The following is a 14146-nucleotide window of genomic DNA, read 5'->3' on the forward strand; positions in this document are numbered from 1 at the left end:
ATCTAGCCCTCGACGGTGGCACGCTGGTCGTTCCAGAGCGAGACGCCCAGGCCGATCAGCGCCACACCGGTCGGGACGGCCAGCGGCCGGTTGAACGACTCCGGGAGGACGGCGAGGGCGACCGTCGCGACGGTGCCCACCGCCAGCAGCGCAGCGGCCCAGCGGGCGAGGACGCCGGCCCGGAACAGCGCGACACCGAACACGCAGCCGCCCGCGAGATAGCCGACGGAGCCCAGGACGATGACCGTCTGCAGGGCCCCGATGCCGTGGACAGCGGTGCCGCCGAAGGCCACGGCGAGCACGTCCGCGACGTAGCCGGGGGCGGTGTCCGCCAGCGACGGCAGGACCGTCGCCGCGATGATCTCGATGCCCAGCATGAGCAGGTAGCCGGCGGCGAACACCGCGTACCCGGCAAGGCCGAGGATGCCCGCCTGCCGGACCTGGCGCAGGTACATGCCGGTGATGCCGGCGAGTGCGAGCGCCGCCATGACCGCCTTGGCCGTGCTGCGGACGATCCAGTCGGTGGTGGTGACCGTCGCGAGCCCCATGGGCGGGTGGCCGATCTGGACGCCGACGAAGAGCAGTCCGGCGATCGCGGCGCAGATGCCGGCGGCGCGCAGCAGCGTCCGGGCGGTGATGGTCATGGCGAGCTCCTCCCAAGCGAAGGTGTACGACGTACACCTTCGGTGGCGACGACGGTAGGTGTACGGTGTACGCCTGTCAAGCCGGATGAAGGAGGACCGGTGCCCACGAGCCCTGCGAGCACGAGCCGCGAGCGGCTGAACCGCGCCCGGGTGCTGGCCGCTGCCGTGCGGGTCGCCGACGAGGGTGGCTTCGACGGGCTCACCATGCGCCGGCTGGCCGACCGGCTGGGCGTGGTGCCGATGGCGATCTACAAGCACGTCACGGACAAGGACGACCTGCTCGACGGCATGATCGACCTGGTCTTCGCGGAGGTCGCGATCCCGGCCGGCGGCGACTGGCGTGCCGCGCTGCACACGCGCGCCTCATCGATGCGCGACGCCCTGCTGCGGCACCCGTGGGCGGTCGGGCGGATGGAGACGGGCACCCCCGGCCCGGCCAACCTGCGCCACCACAACGCCGTGCTCGCCTGCCTGCGCCGCGACGCGGGCTTCTCGTTCCGCGCCGCCGTGCACGCGTCCAACCTGATGGACGCCTATGTGTACGGGTTCGCCCTGCAGGAGAAGACGCTCGCCGGCGACATCCCCGCCGAGGCGGCACGGCGCCGGACGGCCGTCGCGCAACGACAACCGTCGGAGATCGAGGAGTACCCGTTCCTCGTCGAGGTGGTCACCGAGCTGGCGAGGACCGGCTTCAGCTTCCCCGACGAGTTCCGCTTCGGGCTCGACCTCATCCTCGACGGCCTCGCCCGCCTGGCCCCCGGCGCCACGGAAGACGGCCCGGACGGCCGAGGCCCGGAGGGCTAGCGCGGGCCCAGCGGCAGACCGGCCTGCAGGAGGTCGAGGGCGCGGTCCATGGCGTCGAACTCGTCGCTGTCCAGCGCGGGCTCGTCGCGGCCCTGCGGCAGCGCCGCCAGCAGGGAACCGATGACCGCCCCGGCCAGCACGCGGGCCGGGAAGTCGTCGCCCGGAAGCCCGGCCCGCTCCGCCACGACCGCGGCCAGCAGGTCGACGGCGGCCGCGTACTGGTGCAGGGAGCGGGCCCGCAGCTCGGGCACCGACTGGATCAGCCGCTGCCGCCGCCGCTCCTGCACCCGCTGCTCCCGGCTGACGCCGGCGAAGACCTGCCGGATGCCGCGCTTGATCGCCTCGACCGGGTGCAGGTCCACCGGCTGTTCGCGGACCGCCTGCACGAGGAGCGGGTCGAGGTCGTCGGCGAGGACGACGTCCTCCTTGGTCGGGAAGTACCGGAAGAACGTGCTCTGCGAGACGTCCGCCGCCTCGGCGATCTGATCGACCGTCGTGGCGGCGTACCCCTGCTCGTCGAAGAGCCGCAGCGCGTGCTCGCGGATCGCGGCGCGCGTCCTGGCTTTCTTGCGTTCCCGCAGTCCCGGCGGCGTCATACCGTCGATTCTGCCGCCGCCGGCGGCGAGAGCGGCGTGCGGGGGACCTCCGGCGCGTCGTCCGGTCGCGCCGGCCGGCCCGGAAGAAAGATCATCGAGAGTACGGCGCCACACATCGCAACCGCAGCGGCCACGAGCATCGTCAGGGCCATGCCGTCGGTGAACGCCGAACGCACCACGTCGAGCAGCCCGGGGTCGCCGAGGCGGCGGGCCACCGCGACCCCCGCCGAGACGCTGTCGCGGGCCGTGTCCGGCAGCGCCGCCCCGTCGACCCCGTCGCGGTACGCGGAGTTCAGCACCGTACCGAGCACGGCCACCCCGATCGCGCTGCCGACCTGGCGCATCGCCTGGATCAGCCCGGAGCCCACCCCGCTGCGCTCGTGCGACAGGGCGCCCAGCGCGGCGTTCATCGCCGGGGGCATGGTCAGCCCGAGGCCGATGCCGGCGAGCGTGATCCAGACGGCGACGAAGCCGTACCCCGAGTCCGGGCCGGTGGCCGTACCCAGCAGCAGGCCGCCGGCGATCAGCAGCAGCCCGGCCGTCACGACGGCCTTGGCGCCGAGCCGGTTCTCGAGCTTGCCACCGATGCGCGCGCCGACCATCAGCCCGCCGATGACCGGCAGCAGCCGCAGTCCCGTGCCGAACGCGTCGTTGCCGCCGATCTCCTGGAAGAACAACGGCAGCGCGAACAGCAGGCCGAACATCGCGAAGCTGGCGACCGTGGCGAGCAGCGCGCCCCAGGTGAAGCCCCGCGAGCGGAACAGCACGAGGTCGACCAGCGGCGCCTTCGCGCGGCGCTGCCACCAGCCGAAGAGCCCGAGGAGCACCGCCCCGGCCACGGCCGTGGGCACGGCACGGGCGTCGGTCCAGCCGCGTTCGCCGGCCTCGATGACGCCGTACGTGACGGCCACCAGACCGGCCGTGGACAGCAGCACGCCGAGCGGGTCGAAACGCCGCTTCCGGTCGCCGTGCGACTCGGGGACCCACAGCGCCACCGCGACGACGCCGGCGACCACCAGCGGCACGTTGATCAGGAAGACCGAGCCCCACCAGAAGTGGTCCAGCAGGTAGCCGCCGACCAGCGGGCCGAGCGGGATGCCCAGCGTGTTGGCGGTGACCCAGACGGTCAGCGCCCGGCCCCGCTCCTTCGGGTCGAAGATCACGGTGAGCACGGCCGAGCTGAGCGGCATGATCACCGCCGCGCCGAGCCCGAGCACCGCGCGGGCCGCGACGAGCTGGCCGGAGGTCGTGGCGTACGAACACGCGGCCGACGCGGTCCCGAAGAGAACCAGCGCGCCGAGCAGCATCCGCTTGCGGCCGAACCGGTCGCCGAGCATCCCGGCGGGCAGCAGCGCGGCGGCGAGCACGAGCAGGTAGGAGGTGGTGAACCACTGCAGGTCACCGGTCGTCGCCCGCAGGTCTCCCGCGAGCGTCGGCAGGGCCACGGACAGCACGGTGCTGTCCAGCCCGATCGCGATGGTGCTGAGGGAGAGGGCCGCGAGCGCCCACCAGCGTGAATTGGAGGTAGCCATGAAATGAGGGTAACTGTCAAAAGCTAGAGACAATCAGATTGTGACGTACGCCATCATCGAACCGTGACCGCCTTCGCCACCGCGCTCGGCCTGCCGGGGCTCGCCGACGTGCACACCCACTTCCTGCCCGAACGGATGCAGCGCCGCGTCTGGGCGCACTTCGACGAGGCAGGGCCCCTCATCGGCCGCGAATGGCCCATCCACTACCGCGGCAGTGCCGCCGAACGGGTCGCCACGCTCGGCGAGCTCGGCGTACGGGTGTTCACGGCGCTCGCGTACGCCCACCGCCCCGGCATGGCCGCGGACCTCAACACCTGGACGCTGGACTTCGCCGCCCGTACGCCCGGCTGCCTGCCCAGCGCCACGTTCTTCCCCGAGCCGTCGGCGGCGCAGGACGTCCGTACGGCGCTGGAGCGCGGCGCACGCATCTTCAAACTGCACCTGCAGGTCGGCGGCTTCGACCCGCGCAGCGCCGAGCTGGACGAGGCCTGGGGAATCCTCGCCGAGACCGGCACCCCGGTGATCGTGCACGCCGGCTCCGGCCCGGTCCCCCACCGCTTCACCGGCCCCGGCCCGATCGGCGAGGTGCTGCGCCGCCACCCCCGGCTCGCCATGATCGCCGCGCACCTCGGCGCCCCGGAGTACGCGGGCTTCCTCGAGCTCGCCGAGCGCCACGAGCGCGCCGGCCTCGACACGACCATGGCGTTCACCGCGTTCTTCGAGGACATCGCCCCGTTCCCGCGCGAGCTGCTCCCCCGGCTGCGCGACCTCGGGCTCGCCGGCAAGGTCCTGCTGGGCAGCGACTTCCCGAGCATCCCGTACCCGTACGCCCACCAGCTGGACGCGCTGGCCGCCCTCGGCCTCGGCGACGCCTGGCTGCGCGCGGTGTGCTGGTACAACGCGGCCCGTCTTTTCGATCTCTGACGGCGCGTCCGGCCCCCATGACCTGCGCCGCTGTGACACGATTCCCTTCGATCGATCGCGCCGGGGAGGTGGCGGAGATGAAGAAGGCCGTCGGCTGGATCGTGCTCGCGCTGGTCATCTTCTACATCGGCACGAACCCGGGCCCGGCCGCGGACATCGCGCGCAGCCTCGGCGACGGTGTCGCGGAGGTGTTCCGCAACGTCGGCGTCTTCTTCTCCGACCTCGCGTCCTGACCGCCGTGCGGGTCGTCTGCGTCGGCCTGGCCACCGTCGACCTGGTCCAGCGCGTCGACCGCCTGCCCGGCCCGGACGACAAGGCGGAGGCGCTGTCCGCGGAGGTCGCGGCCGGCGGCCCGGCCACCAACGCCGCGATCACCGCCGCGGCGCTCGGCGCCCAGGTCACCCTGGTCACGGCGGTCGGCGCCCACCCGCTCGGCGACCTCATCCGGGCAGACCTGGCCGCCCACGGCGTCACGCTGCTCGACGCTGCGCCGGACGCCCACGAGCCCCCACCGGTCTCGGCCGTCACGGTGCTCGACGCGACCGGCGGGCGCACGATCGTGAGCCGTAACGCGCGGGGCGTCGCTGTGGCCGTACCGCCGGATCTCGCGCAGACCCTGACCACCGCGGACGCGGTGCTGGCCGACGGGCATCATCCCGCGCTGGCCCTGGCGGCCGCGCGCAGCGGGCGGCCGCTGGTGCTGGACGCGGGCACGTGGCGGCCGGTCTTCGCGGGCCTGCTCCCCCACGCAGCGATCGCCGCCTGCTCCGCGGCCTTCCACCCACCCGGCGCCCTCGGCACGGTCCCGGCCCTGCGAGCGCTCGGCGCGGAACGCGGAGCGATCACCCGCGGGCCGGACCCGGTCCAGTGGTGGTCGGGCGACGACTCCGGCGAGCTCGAGGTGCCCCGCGTGCCGGCGGTCGACACGGCCGGCGCGGGGGACGCCTTCCACGGCGCGCTGACGGTCGCGGTGGCGGGTGGCGCGGAGCTCACGGAGGCGCTGCGCTCCGCGATCGGCGTCGCCGGCATCCGCGTCCAGCACCGCGGCCCCCGCTCCTGGCTCGCGGCGCTGCGGGGTTAGCGGTCGAGGGCGGCCAGGATGCGCTGGTGGTGGGCGTCCAGGTCCTCCGCCGGGACGTCGGAGTTCGCCCGGCCGAAGTCGAAGTCGGCCATGTCGTGGGCCGGGAAGACGTGGACGTGGGCGTGCGGCACCTCGAAGCCCGCGACGATCAGCCCGATCCGCGGCGCGTCGAACGCCCGCTTCAGCGCGCCGCCGATCGTGTGGCTCACCGCCATCACGTGGGCGTACAGGTCCGGGTCCAGGTCCGTCCACTGGTCGACCTCGGCGCGCGGCACGACCAGGGTGTGGCCGGGGGTGAGCGGGGCGATGGTCAGGAACGCCGCGACCCGCTCGTCCGACCAGACGATGCGGCCGGGCAGCTCGCCGTTGATGATTTTCGTGAAGATGGTCGGCACGGCCCTATCAGATCACAGCGGCCCGGGGCCGCGCCGACGCCGGGCAGGTCAGGCCAGCTTCACCAGGGTCTTGCCGATGCCGTCGCCGCGCAGCATGGACAGGAAGGCCTCCACCGCCTGGTCGATGCCCTCGAGGACGGTCTCGCGGTAGCGGATGCTGCCGTCCGCCACCCGCGGGGCGACCTCGGTGTGGAACTGGTCGCGCAGGTCGCCGTGGTCACCGACGAGCATGCCGCGGATGGTCAGGCGCTTGCCGATGACCTGGGCCAGGTTGCGGGGCGCGGGGACCGGCTCGGTGGCGTTGTAGACGCTGATCATGCCGCAGACGCAGACCCGGCCGTGCACCGTCAGGGCCGAGATCGCGGCCTCGAGGTGGTCGCCGCCGACGTTGTCGAAGTAGACGTCGATGCCGTCCGGGGCGGCCGCCTTGAGCTGGTCGCGTACCGGCGCGTCGTGGTAGTCGAACGCCGCGTCGAAGCCCAGCTCGTCGCGCAGGTAGGCGACCTTGGCCGCCGAGCCGGCGCTGCCGATGACCCGGGCGGCGCCCTTCAGCCGGGCGAGCTGGCCGACGACCTGGCCGACCGCGCCGGCCGCGCTGGAGACGAAGACGACGTCGCCGGGCTTGAACTCGGCGGTGCGCAGCAGGCCCGCGTACGCCGTCAGCCCCGGCATCCCGAGCACGCCGAGGTACGCCCCCAGCGGCGCCCGGGACGGGTCGACCTTCGCCGCCGAGCGCGCGTCGACGAGGGCGTACTCGCGCCAGCCGAGCCCGTGCAGCACCGTCTCGCCGGGCTGGAACCCGTCCGCCTCCGATGCGACGACCTCGCCGACCGCGCCGCCCTGCAACGCCTTGCCCAGCTCGTAGGGCGCCACGTACGACTTGCGGTCGTCCATCCGGCCGCGCATGTACGGGTCGACGCTCATCAGCGTGTTGCGGACGAGCAGCTGCCCGGGGCCGGGCTGGGGCACCTCGGTCCGCACGGTCTCGAAGTCGGTGGGCACGGGCGTCCCGTGCGGGCGGGCGGCAAGCCGGATCTCGGTCGAGGTGGTCATGCCGCCCACCCTAGGGGTCGTTCAGATCGTGCGGGCGAGGCGGTCGGCGAGGAGCTTGGCGAAGCGGGCCGGGTCGGTCAGGTCGCCGCCCTCCGCGAGCAGAGCGGTGCCGTACAGCAACTCGGCCGTCTCGGGCAGGTCCGGGGCGTCGGCGCGCTGGGCGTACGCGTCGCGCAGGCCGGTGACCAGCGGGTGCCCGGGGTTCAGCTCGAGGATGCGCTTGACCGGGGGCACCTCCTGGCCCATCGCCTTGTACATCTTCTCCAGCGTCGGGGTGATGTCGTCGGCGTCGCTGACCAGGCAGGCCGGCGAGGTGGTGAGCCGGGTGGAGAGCCGGGCCTCCTTGACGTCGGCGAGCGTCTCGCCCAGCCAGGTCAGCAGCGGGGCGAACTCGCCGGTCTGCTCCTCGGACGGCTTCTCGTCGGGCGTGAGGTCGACGTCGCCACGGGCGATGGACTGCAGCTTCCGGCCGTCGTACTCGGGCACGGCCTCGACCCAGATCTCGTCGACCGGGTCGGTGAGCAGCAGGACCTCGTACCCCTGGGCCTTGAACGCCTCCATGTGCGGGGAGTTCTCGACCTGCGCGCGGCTCTCGCCGGTCATGTAGTAGATGGCGTCCTGGCCCTCCTTCATGCGCGACACGTAGCCGGCCAGGGTGGTGGGCTCGTCGCCGGCCGTGGAGGCGAACGACGACACGTCGAGGATCGCCTTCTGGTCGTCGGCCTCGCCGAGCAGGCCCTCCTTGACGGCCCGGCCGAACTCGCGCCACAGGGTCCGGTACTTCTCCGGCTCCCGGGTCATCAGGTCCTTGATGGTGGACAGGACCTTCTTGGCGAGGCGCCGGCGGATCAGCTGGATGTGCCGGTCCTGCTGCAGGATCTCGCGGGAGATGTTCAGCGACAGGTCGGCCGCGTCCACCACGCCCTTGACGAAGCGCAGGTAGTCGGGCATCAGCTCGCGGCTGTCGTCCATGATGAACACGCGCTTGACGTACAGCTGGATGCCGCGGCGGCCGTCGCGCTGGAAGAGGTCGTGCGGGGCGCGGGACGGGATGAACAGCAGGGCCTCGTACTCGAAGGTGCCCTCGGCCCGCATCTGGATGATCTCCAGCGGGTCGGTCCAGTCGTGGCTGATGTGCCGGTAGAACTCGGTGTACTCCTCGTCCTTGACCTCGGAGCGCGGCCGCGCCCAGAGCGCCTTCATGGAGTTCAGCGTCTCCGGCTCGCCCTCGCCCTTGAGCAGGCGGATCGGGAACGAGATGAAGTCCGAGTACCGCTTGACGATCTCGCGGATCTTCCACTCGTCGGCGTAGTCGTAGAGCGCGTCCTCCTCGTCCTTCGGGCGCAGGTGGACGGTGACCGCGGTGCCCGTGGGCGCATCCGCGACGTCCTCGATCGTGTACGTCCCCTCGCCGGCCGACCGCCAGCGCGTACCCGCCTCCTCGCCGGCCTTGCGGGTGACGAGGGTGACCTCGTCGGCGACCATGAAGGTGGAGTAGAAGCCGACGCCGAACTGTCCGATCAGCTCGGCCGACTCGTTCTCCTTGCTCTCCTTGAGCCGGCGCAGCATCTCGGCGGTGCCGGAGCGGGCGATGGTGCCGATGAGGCCGACCACCTCGTCGCGGGACATGCCGATGCCGTTGTCGCGCACGGTCAGCGTGCGCGCCTCCTCGTCCGCCTCGATCTCGATGTGCAGGTCGTCGGCGCGGAGGCTGTCGTCGGTGAGCCCGGCGAGCCGCCGCTTGTCCAGCGCGTCGGAGGCGTTGGAGATGAGCTCGCGCAGGAAGATGTCCTTGTTCGAGTAGATCGAGTGGACCATCAGCTGCAACAGCTGCCGCGCCTCGGCCTGGAACTCCAGCGTCTCGGTGCCCATGTCATCCCTCCGTGCGTCGATACGTTCCGCCGCTGATCGTATGACCCTGCGGTGATCTACTCGAAGGGGTTCCCCGAGGGCACGGCCGGCGGCCAGGTCAGCGCGGTGGGGCCGGCGGGCAGGCCGCCCGCGCCGGGCTGCCACGGGAAGTCGTGGTCCTGGTCGTGGTCGTGGTCCTCGCCGCCGTCGTCCTGCGGCTGCGCGGTGGTGGGCTCGGGTTCGGCGGGCTCCTGGGGGGCCTCGGTGACCGGCGGGGTCGTCGGCTCGGGCGCGGGGGTCGTCGCGGGCGGGGTGGTGGCCGGGGGCGTGGTCGCCGGCGGCGTGGTCGTGGCCGGCGGCCGGGTCACCGGAGGGCGGGTCACCGGCGGCCGGGTGGACGGCGGCCGGGTGGACGGCGGCCGGGTGGTCGGCACGGTGGCCGGGCCGGGCTTCGAGGTCGCCGGCGCGGTGGTCCGGGCGGGTGTGGTCGGCGTCGGCAGCGGGGGGCGTACCAGGGGCGGCGGCACGTCGGGGGTCCACTGCGGCAGGCCCGGCGCGGCGGTGCGGCCGGGCGCCGCGGCGCTCGTCGCCGCCGGGGATCCCGGCCGGGGCGTCAGCGTACGGATCTCCGGCGGCGCCTGCACCGTCGTCTGCTGCGCCGCGCCGGCCGTCCTGCCCGGCGCCGGCCGCCGCGCCGGGCCCATCTCGGCCTCGGCCCCCGCGACGACCGTCCGTTCCGGCGGCGTCGTCCTCGTGCCGCCGGGGCCGGCCTCCCCGCTGAGCACCAGCGTGCCCCCGCCCGCGACCAGGAGCGCCACCATGCCGCCGACGACCTGCTTGTCCCGCCTCGTCAACTCACCCATGAAACCGTCATACAGGTACGAACGGGACTTTCGCCTCCGATCAGGCAGATTTCCCTCCGTGTCGCCGGACCGCGAGCAACGCGAGGGCCGCGGCGCTCAGCACCGCCGCGACGACGTACGGCATCCGGTAGCCCGCGTGCTGGGCGAGACCGAGAACCGGACCGGCGAGCACGGCACCGGCCGGGAAGGTGTTGGTGAACAGCGTCGAGGCCCGGCCCGGGTGCCGCGGCAGCATGTCCTGCACGTAGGTGACGCCCAGCCCGGTGAGCGCCGCGATCGAGGCGGCGTTGAGCAGCTGCCCGGCCACCAGCACGGCGGTGCTCGTCGCCACGGACACCAGTGACGTGTACGCGAGACCGCACGCCGCCCCCACCAGCAGCAGCCGGTGCACCGGGACCCGCGTCGCCAGCCACCCGAAGCCCAGCATGAGCGGGATCTCCAGCCCGGCGCACAGCCCGAGCAGCAGTCCGGCGTCACGTACCTCGCCGCCCAGTTCCCGGGTGACGAACAGCGACAGCGACTGCACCGACAGGGCCCCGGCGCAGCGGGTGAGCACGAAGACGACGATCGTCAGCCAGATCACGGCCCGAGGGGCGTCGGCTCCCGGCCGTACCGCCCCGGCCTGTTGCGGCGCGGGCCGCGGGGACGCTCGCAGGGCCGTCAGCACGACGAGCGCCGCCACGGCGTACATGAGCGAGGCGGTGCCGTAGACGGCCGGGAAGCCGCCCGCGTCGAGCAGGACGGCGGCGAGCGGCGGCCCGGCGACCCACGCGATGGAGAACAGCGTGCGCAGAGAGCTCATCGTCATGGCGACCCGCTGCGAGCCGTGCAGCGCCTCCCGCGCGTACGCGAAGACCTGCGGCATCATCGCGGCGGCCGCCGCGGTCAGCGTCACCGTGACCACCAGCAGCGCCCAGTAGTCCCGCAGGACGGCGGTCAGCGCGGTGCCGGCGCAGCCGGCGAGGGCCGTGGCCAGCAGCAGCGCGCGCCGCACGGGCAGCCGGTCGGACACCTTCGCGAGGAGCGTGGAGATGCACACCGCGGAGACGGGCGCCGCGGCGAGGAAGACGGCGACGTGCGCGGCGTCGGCGTGCACCGCCTCGTCGAGGAACAGCGCGAGGAACGGCGAGCTCATCGCGGTGGACAGGCCGACCGCCAGGAAGACGAGCGCGAGTGGGAGCCATCTGCCCGCGGCACGCCGCGCGTTCGTCAGAGTCGGGGTCGAAGTCGGAGTCGAAGTTGGAGTCGGGGTCGCCACAGCCACGTGGGGCCACGCTATCCGCGGATGGACGCCCCCACGCCCCGGCAGCCGCCCACCGTGTCGCGGCTCACCAGCTCAGCAACCGGGTCCCGCCGCCCGCCCGCCCACGATCCGGTACGCCGACACATCGCCCCGCAGGTACGGACGCAGCTCGGCCACGCGGGTGGGCGCCGTACCGTACTGGGCCGCGTACGCGGTGATCGCGTCCTCCACCGTCCGGCAGCTCACCTGGTCCGCGACCTTGACCGTGACCCCCGTCAGACCGTGTGCGTTGAACGCAGCGTAAGACACACCGGCAACACTCACAGTGATGGCAGCAGCCATCGCAACCTCGGTCAAGTTCACGACCGCAGCTTATGCACTCACTGTGCGGCAACGAACCGGCCGATCGGCCGAGATCACATCACCCTCTGTAGTAGCTGCCGATCGCCGAACGCCGCACGGTGCCGACCCGGGGTGACGCCGCGCAGGCGCCGGAAGTGGCGGCGCAGGGTGCCGGCGCTGCCCAGGCCGCGCCGCCGCGCGACCGGTCCTGCTCGGATGGTGGCTGCTGGTGAGGGCGTCGGCGGGCGTACCGGGCCCGCCACGGCGGTCATCGTGGCCGGGGTGGCGTTGATCGTCATGCCGTCACGACGCGGCGCGCCGGGCGTTGAGGACGGTGATGAGACGACGGACGCTGCTGACGGGGGCGGGCGCGGCGGTGGCCGTCGCGGCCGCCGGGGGCTACGCCCGGACCAGGTTCGCCGCTGAGCCGGTGATCCCGGACGCGCCGCTGGGCGACGAGCGCCTGGAGACCCGGCGGTCACGGGCGCGGGGCCGGGACGTCGACTTCTACACGGCCGTACCGGCCGGGCACGGCGACGGGCGCGGGCTGCCGGTCTGCCTGGTGCTGCACGGGGCCTCCAAGACCGCTGCGGACTATCCCGCGCTGGGCTTCGGCAGGTTCGTGACCGATTCCGTACGCCGCGGCAACGCCCCGTTCGTGCTGGCCGGGGCGACGGGCGGGCGCCTGGCGTGGCGGCCGTCCGGCGGTGACGACCCGCAGGCGATGGTGCACGAGGAGCTCCCGGCCTGGTGCGCGGACCGGGGCTTCGACACCCGCCGGATCGCGGCCTGCGGCTGGTCCATGGGCGGGTACGGCTCCCTGCTGCTGGCCGAGACGTTCCCCGGTTTCGTCCGGTCCGTCGCCGCCTTCTCCCCCGCGGTCTCCCCGGGCGACGAGGTGTTCGCGCAGGCCGGCCGGCTGCGCGGCGTACCGGTCGGACTCTGGTGCGGCACCGACGACGGCCTGCTCACCGAGGTGAAGGCACTCGAGAAGGCGCTGCCCGAGGGCCGGGCGGCCGGGAGCTACCGCGAGGGCCGGCACAACTTCGCGTACTGGAGCACGTGCCTGCCGGAAGCGTTCGACCTCATCGCCCGCGCACTCGGATAGGGCAGACTGACCGACCATGCGCCTGGTCTCGCTGCTGCCCTCCGCCACGGAGATCGTGTACGCCCTCGGCCTCGACGCCGACCTGGTGGGCGTGACCTTCGAGTGCGACGAACCGGCGCACGCCCGGACCGACAAGGCGGTGGTCGTCGGCGGCCGCGACACCCGTGGCCTGAGCCCCGCCGATATCGACGCGTACGTGAAGGGCCAGATGGCGGCCGGCGGTGACCTCTACACGCTGCACGAGGACGCACTCGCCGGGCTGGCCCCCGACCTGATCCTCACCCAGGACCTGTGCCGCGTGTGCGCGCTGCCCTCCGGCGACGTGTCGGACGCGCTGGAGCACCTGGGCTGCCGGGCGGACGTGGTGTCGCTGGATCCGTACACCCTGGAGGAGGTGCTCGGCACCTTCCGCACCGTGGGCGAGCGGGCCGGGGTGCCGGAGCGGGCGGCGGCGCTGGTGTCGTCGCTGCGTGCCCGCCTGGACGCGGTCGCCGCGGCGGTGGCGGGCCGGCCGCGCCCGCGGGTGGCCGTCGTCGAGTGGGTCGATCCGCCGTTCACCGCGGGCCACTGGGTGCCCGACCTGGTCACGGCCGCCGGCGGGGAGCCCGTCGCGGCCCGGCCCGGCGCCCGGTCGGTGGAGACGACCTACGCCGGGCTGGCGGCCGCCCGGCCGGACGTCGTGCTGGTCACGCCGTGCGGCTTCCATCTCGACGGCGCCGCGGACCAGGCGCAACGCGTGGTGCCGCACTTCCCGGGAGCCGCGGTGTGGGCGATCGACGGCGACGGCCTCGTGGTCCGTCCCGGGCCGCGGCTGGTCGACGGCGTCGAGGCGATCGCGGCGGTGCTGCACCCGGACGCGGTGCCCGCCGCGCGGCCGGGGACCGTACGGCGGATCTCCTGACGGCTCAGGCGCTGACCGAGGCCGGGCGCCGGGTCCGCCGCATGCCGGGGACCGTACGCCGCAGCACGCGGTCCCGGTGCGCCGCGGCCACCGAGTCCCGGCGCTCCTGCTCGGCACGCCACAGCCAGGCGATGTCCTTGCCGAACGACCAGACGAGCGAGGCGAGCGCGGCCGCCACGACGACCCGGGTGAGCGCGTCCGGCAGCAGGCCCGCGGTGGCCACGACCAGCACGACGCCCTGGGTGGCGGCGACGACCTTGCGGGAGAAGCGCGGCGGCAGCGCGGCGAGGATCCAGGGCGCCACCGCCGCCGCCGCGACGAACAGGTAGCGGGCGGCGCCGATGAGCAGCGCCCACCAGCCGACCGTGCCCGCGACGTAGACGCTCAGCACCAGCGCGAGGAACGAGTCGACCTCCATGTCGAAGCGCGCGCCGAGCGAGGTCACGTTGCCCGTACGCCGCGCCACCTGGCCGTCGACGCCGTCGAGGGCGAGCGCGACGCCGACCAGCGTCACCAGGACGGGCAGCGCCACGGCGTGCTCGAAGGAGGTCACCACGAGCGCGGTCACCGCACCGACCAGCGTCGCGCGGGCCAGCGTCACGGCGTTCGCGGGGCCCAGCACGAGCATCCCGGCCCGGCGCATCCCGGAGCGGAGCAGGGCGCACAACACCACGGCGTACGCGAGGCCGGCCAGCCAGCCCACCGCGCTCAGGCCCACCGTGGCGGCGAGCGCCGCCATGATGAGGACCTGCGCGGCCACCCCGGCCAGCGGTCCCCGGCCGGAACGAGCCGTCATGGTGTCGATACTG

17 protein-coding genes are annotated in these 14146 nt (G+C 73.7%); 6 read left to right on the top strand and 11 right to left on the bottom strand.

Going from position 1 to position 14146, the window contains the following annotated elements:
- Positions 1 to 2 precede the first annotated feature (2 nt).
- A complete protein-coding gene (locus COUCH_RS23815; protein WP_249607408.1) occupies positions 3 to 644 on the bottom strand; it encodes a hypothetical protein in 642 nt (213 codons plus the stop codon).
- A 99-nt stretch (positions 645 to 743) separates the two neighbouring features.
- Here COUCH_RS23815 and COUCH_RS23820 point away from each other — a divergent pair, with 99 nt between their 5' ends.
- Complete coding sequence (locus tag COUCH_RS23820) at positions 744 to 1448, top strand: TetR/AcrR family transcriptional regulator C-terminal domain-containing protein (RefSeq protein WP_249607409.1); 705 nt, start codon at positions 744 to 746, stop codon at positions 1446 to 1448.
- On the opposite strand, the gene COUCH_RS23825 is transcribed toward COUCH_RS23820, so the two are convergent.
- Together COUCH_RS23825 and COUCH_RS23830 are read right to left on the bottom strand one after the other, a co-directional pair.
- Positions 1445 to 2044: a TetR family transcriptional regulator gene (locus COUCH_RS23825; RefSeq protein WP_249607410.1), complete on the bottom strand. Its 600-nt coding sequence runs from the start codon at positions 2042 to 2044 to the stop codon at positions 1445 to 1447. The genes COUCH_RS23820 and COUCH_RS23825 overlap by 4 nt on opposite strands.
- Positions 2041 to 3576 (bottom strand): DHA2 family efflux MFS transporter permease subunit, encoded by a 1536-nt coding sequence (locus COUCH_RS23830; protein ID WP_249607411.1) that lies wholly within the window; start codon positions 3574 to 3576, stop codon positions 2041 to 2043. Before COUCH_RS23830 ends, COUCH_RS23825 begins: the two co-directional genes overlap by 4 nt.
- Before the next feature lie 63 nt (positions 3577 to 3639).
- Between COUCH_RS23830 and COUCH_RS23835 the strand changes: the two genes are divergently transcribed.
- The 3 genes from COUCH_RS23835 to COUCH_RS23845 all read left to right on the top strand — a co-directional run bounded on the left by COUCH_RS23835 (position 3640) and on the right by COUCH_RS23845 (position 5581).
- Positions 3640 to 4500 (top strand): amidohydrolase family protein, encoded by an 861-nt coding sequence (locus COUCH_RS23835; RefSeq protein ID WP_249607412.1) that lies wholly within the window; start codon positions 3640 to 3642, stop codon positions 4498 to 4500.
- 77 nt (positions 4501 to 4577) lie between these two features.
- Positions 4578 to 4733 carry a hypothetical protein gene (locus COUCH_RS23840; protein ID WP_249607413.1) on the top strand — a complete coding sequence of 52 codons (156 nt, stop codon included), beginning with the start codon at positions 4578 to 4580 and terminating at the stop codon, positions 4731 to 4733.
- 5 nt (positions 4734 to 4738) lie between these two features.
- Entirely contained in the window at positions 4739 to 5581 is an 843-nt protein-coding gene (locus tag COUCH_RS23845; protein WP_249607414.1) for a PfkB family carbohydrate kinase, read from the top strand.
- On the opposite strand, the gene COUCH_RS23850 is transcribed toward COUCH_RS23845, so the two are convergent.
- From COUCH_RS23850 to COUCH_RS23880, 7 genes are all read right to left on the bottom strand, one after another.
- Positions 5578 to 5976 (bottom strand): HIT family protein, encoded by a 399-nt coding sequence (locus COUCH_RS23850; protein ID WP_249607415.1) that lies wholly within the window; start codon positions 5974 to 5976, stop codon positions 5578 to 5580. The genes COUCH_RS23845 and COUCH_RS23850 overlap by 4 nt on opposite strands.
- A gap of 48 nt (positions 5977 to 6024) precedes the next feature.
- Positions 6025 to 7029, bottom strand: coding sequence for an NADP-dependent oxidoreductase (locus tag COUCH_RS23855; protein WP_249607416.1), 1005 nt, complete (start codon positions 7027 to 7029; stop codon positions 6025 to 6027).
- Between the two features lie 21 nt (positions 7030 to 7050).
- The gene (htpG, locus tag COUCH_RS23860) at positions 7051 to 8901 is read right to left on the bottom strand and encodes a molecular chaperone HtpG (protein ID WP_249607417.1); all 1851 of its coding nucleotides are present in this window, start codon (positions 8899 to 8901) and stop codon (positions 7051 to 7053) included.
- A gap of 56 nt (positions 8902 to 8957) precedes the next feature.
- Positions 8958 to 9743, bottom strand: a complete 786-nt coding sequence (locus tag COUCH_RS23865; protein WP_249607418.1) for a hypothetical protein — start codon at positions 9741 to 9743, stop codon at positions 8958 to 8960.
- 40 nt (positions 9744 to 9783) lie between these two features.
- Positions 9784 to 11007 (bottom strand): MFS transporter, encoded by a 1224-nt coding sequence (locus COUCH_RS23870; protein ID WP_346015936.1) that lies wholly within the window; start codon positions 11005 to 11007, stop codon positions 9784 to 9786.
- Between the two features lie 72 nt (positions 11008 to 11079).
- Positions 11080 to 11295 (bottom strand): hypothetical protein, encoded by a 216-nt coding sequence (locus COUCH_RS23875; RefSeq protein WP_249607421.1) that lies wholly within the window; start codon positions 11293 to 11295, stop codon positions 11080 to 11082.
- Between the two features lie 107 nt (positions 11296 to 11402).
- Positions 11403 to 11627 (bottom strand): hypothetical protein, encoded by a 225-nt coding sequence (locus COUCH_RS23880; RefSeq protein WP_249607422.1) that lies wholly within the window; start codon positions 11625 to 11627, stop codon positions 11403 to 11405.
- 38 nt (positions 11628 to 11665) lie between these two features.
- On the opposite strand from COUCH_RS23880, the gene COUCH_RS23885 reads away from it, so the two are divergent.
- The gene (locus COUCH_RS23885; protein ID WP_249607423.1) at positions 11666 to 12436 is read left to right on the top strand and encodes an alpha/beta hydrolase; all 771 of its coding nucleotides are present in this window, start codon (positions 11666 to 11668) and stop codon (positions 12434 to 12436) included.
- A 16-nt stretch (positions 12437 to 12452) separates the two neighbouring features.
- Entirely contained in the window at positions 12453 to 13337 is an 885-nt protein-coding gene (locus tag COUCH_RS23890) for an ABC transporter substrate-binding protein (protein WP_249607424.1), read from the top strand.
- Positions 13338 to 13341: 4 nt separating this feature from the next.
- On the opposite strand, the gene COUCH_RS23895 is transcribed toward COUCH_RS23890, so the two are convergent.
- Positions 13342 to 14133, bottom strand: coding sequence for a CDP-alcohol phosphatidyltransferase family protein (locus COUCH_RS23895; protein ID WP_249607425.1), 792 nt, complete (start codon positions 14131 to 14133; stop codon positions 13342 to 13344).
- Between the last annotated feature and the right edge of the window lie 13 nt (positions 14134 to 14146).

The sequence above is a fragment of the Couchioplanes caeruleus genome, from assembly GCF_023499255.1.
GTDB lineage: Bacteria > Actinomycetota > Actinomycetes > Mycobacteriales > Micromonosporaceae > Actinoplanes > Actinoplanes caeruleus_A.

Bases quoted from the DNA above. Each gene is read 5' to 3' on its own strand.
- COUCH_RS23815 (WP_249607408.1), bottom strand. From the start codon at position 644: ATGACCATCACCGCCCGGACGCTGCTGCGCGCCGCCGGCATCTGCGCC.
- COUCH_RS23825 (WP_249607410.1), bottom strand. From the start codon at position 2,044: ATGACGCCGCCGGGACTGCGGGAACGCAAGAAAGCCAGGACGCGCGCC.
- COUCH_RS23830 (WP_249607411.1), bottom strand. From the start codon at position 3,576: ATGGCTACCTCCAATTCACGCTGGTGGGCGCTCGCGGCCCTCTCCCTC.
- COUCH_RS23840 (WP_249607413.1), top strand. From the start codon at position 4,578: ATGAAGAAGGCCGTCGGCTGGATCGTGCTCGCGCTGGTCATCTTCTAC.
- COUCH_RS23855 (WP_249607416.1), bottom strand. From the start codon at position 7,029: ATGACCACCTCGACCGAGATCCGGCTTGCCGCCCGCCCGCACGGGACG.
- htpG (WP_249607417.1), bottom strand. From the start codon at position 8,901: ATGGGCACCGAGACGCTGGAGTTCCAGGCCGAGGCGCGGCAGCTGTTG.
- COUCH_RS23865 (WP_249607418.1), bottom strand. From the start codon at position 9,743: ATGGGTGAGTTGACGAGGCGGGACAAGCAGGTCGTCGGCGGCATGGTG.
- COUCH_RS23880 (WP_249607422.1), bottom strand. From the start codon at position 11,627: ATGACGATCAACGCCACCCCGGCCACGATGACCGCCGTGGCGGGCCCG.
- COUCH_RS23885 (WP_249607423.1), top strand. From the start codon at position 11,666: ATGAGACGACGGACGCTGCTGACGGGGGCGGGCGCGGCGGTGGCCGTC.
- COUCH_RS23890 (WP_249607424.1), top strand. From the start codon at position 12,453: ATGCGCCTGGTCTCGCTGCTGCCCTCCGCCACGGAGATCGTGTACGCC.
- COUCH_RS23895 (WP_249607425.1), bottom strand. From the start codon at position 14,133: ATGACGGCTCGTTCCGGCCGGGGACCGCTGGCCGGGGTGGCCGCGCAG.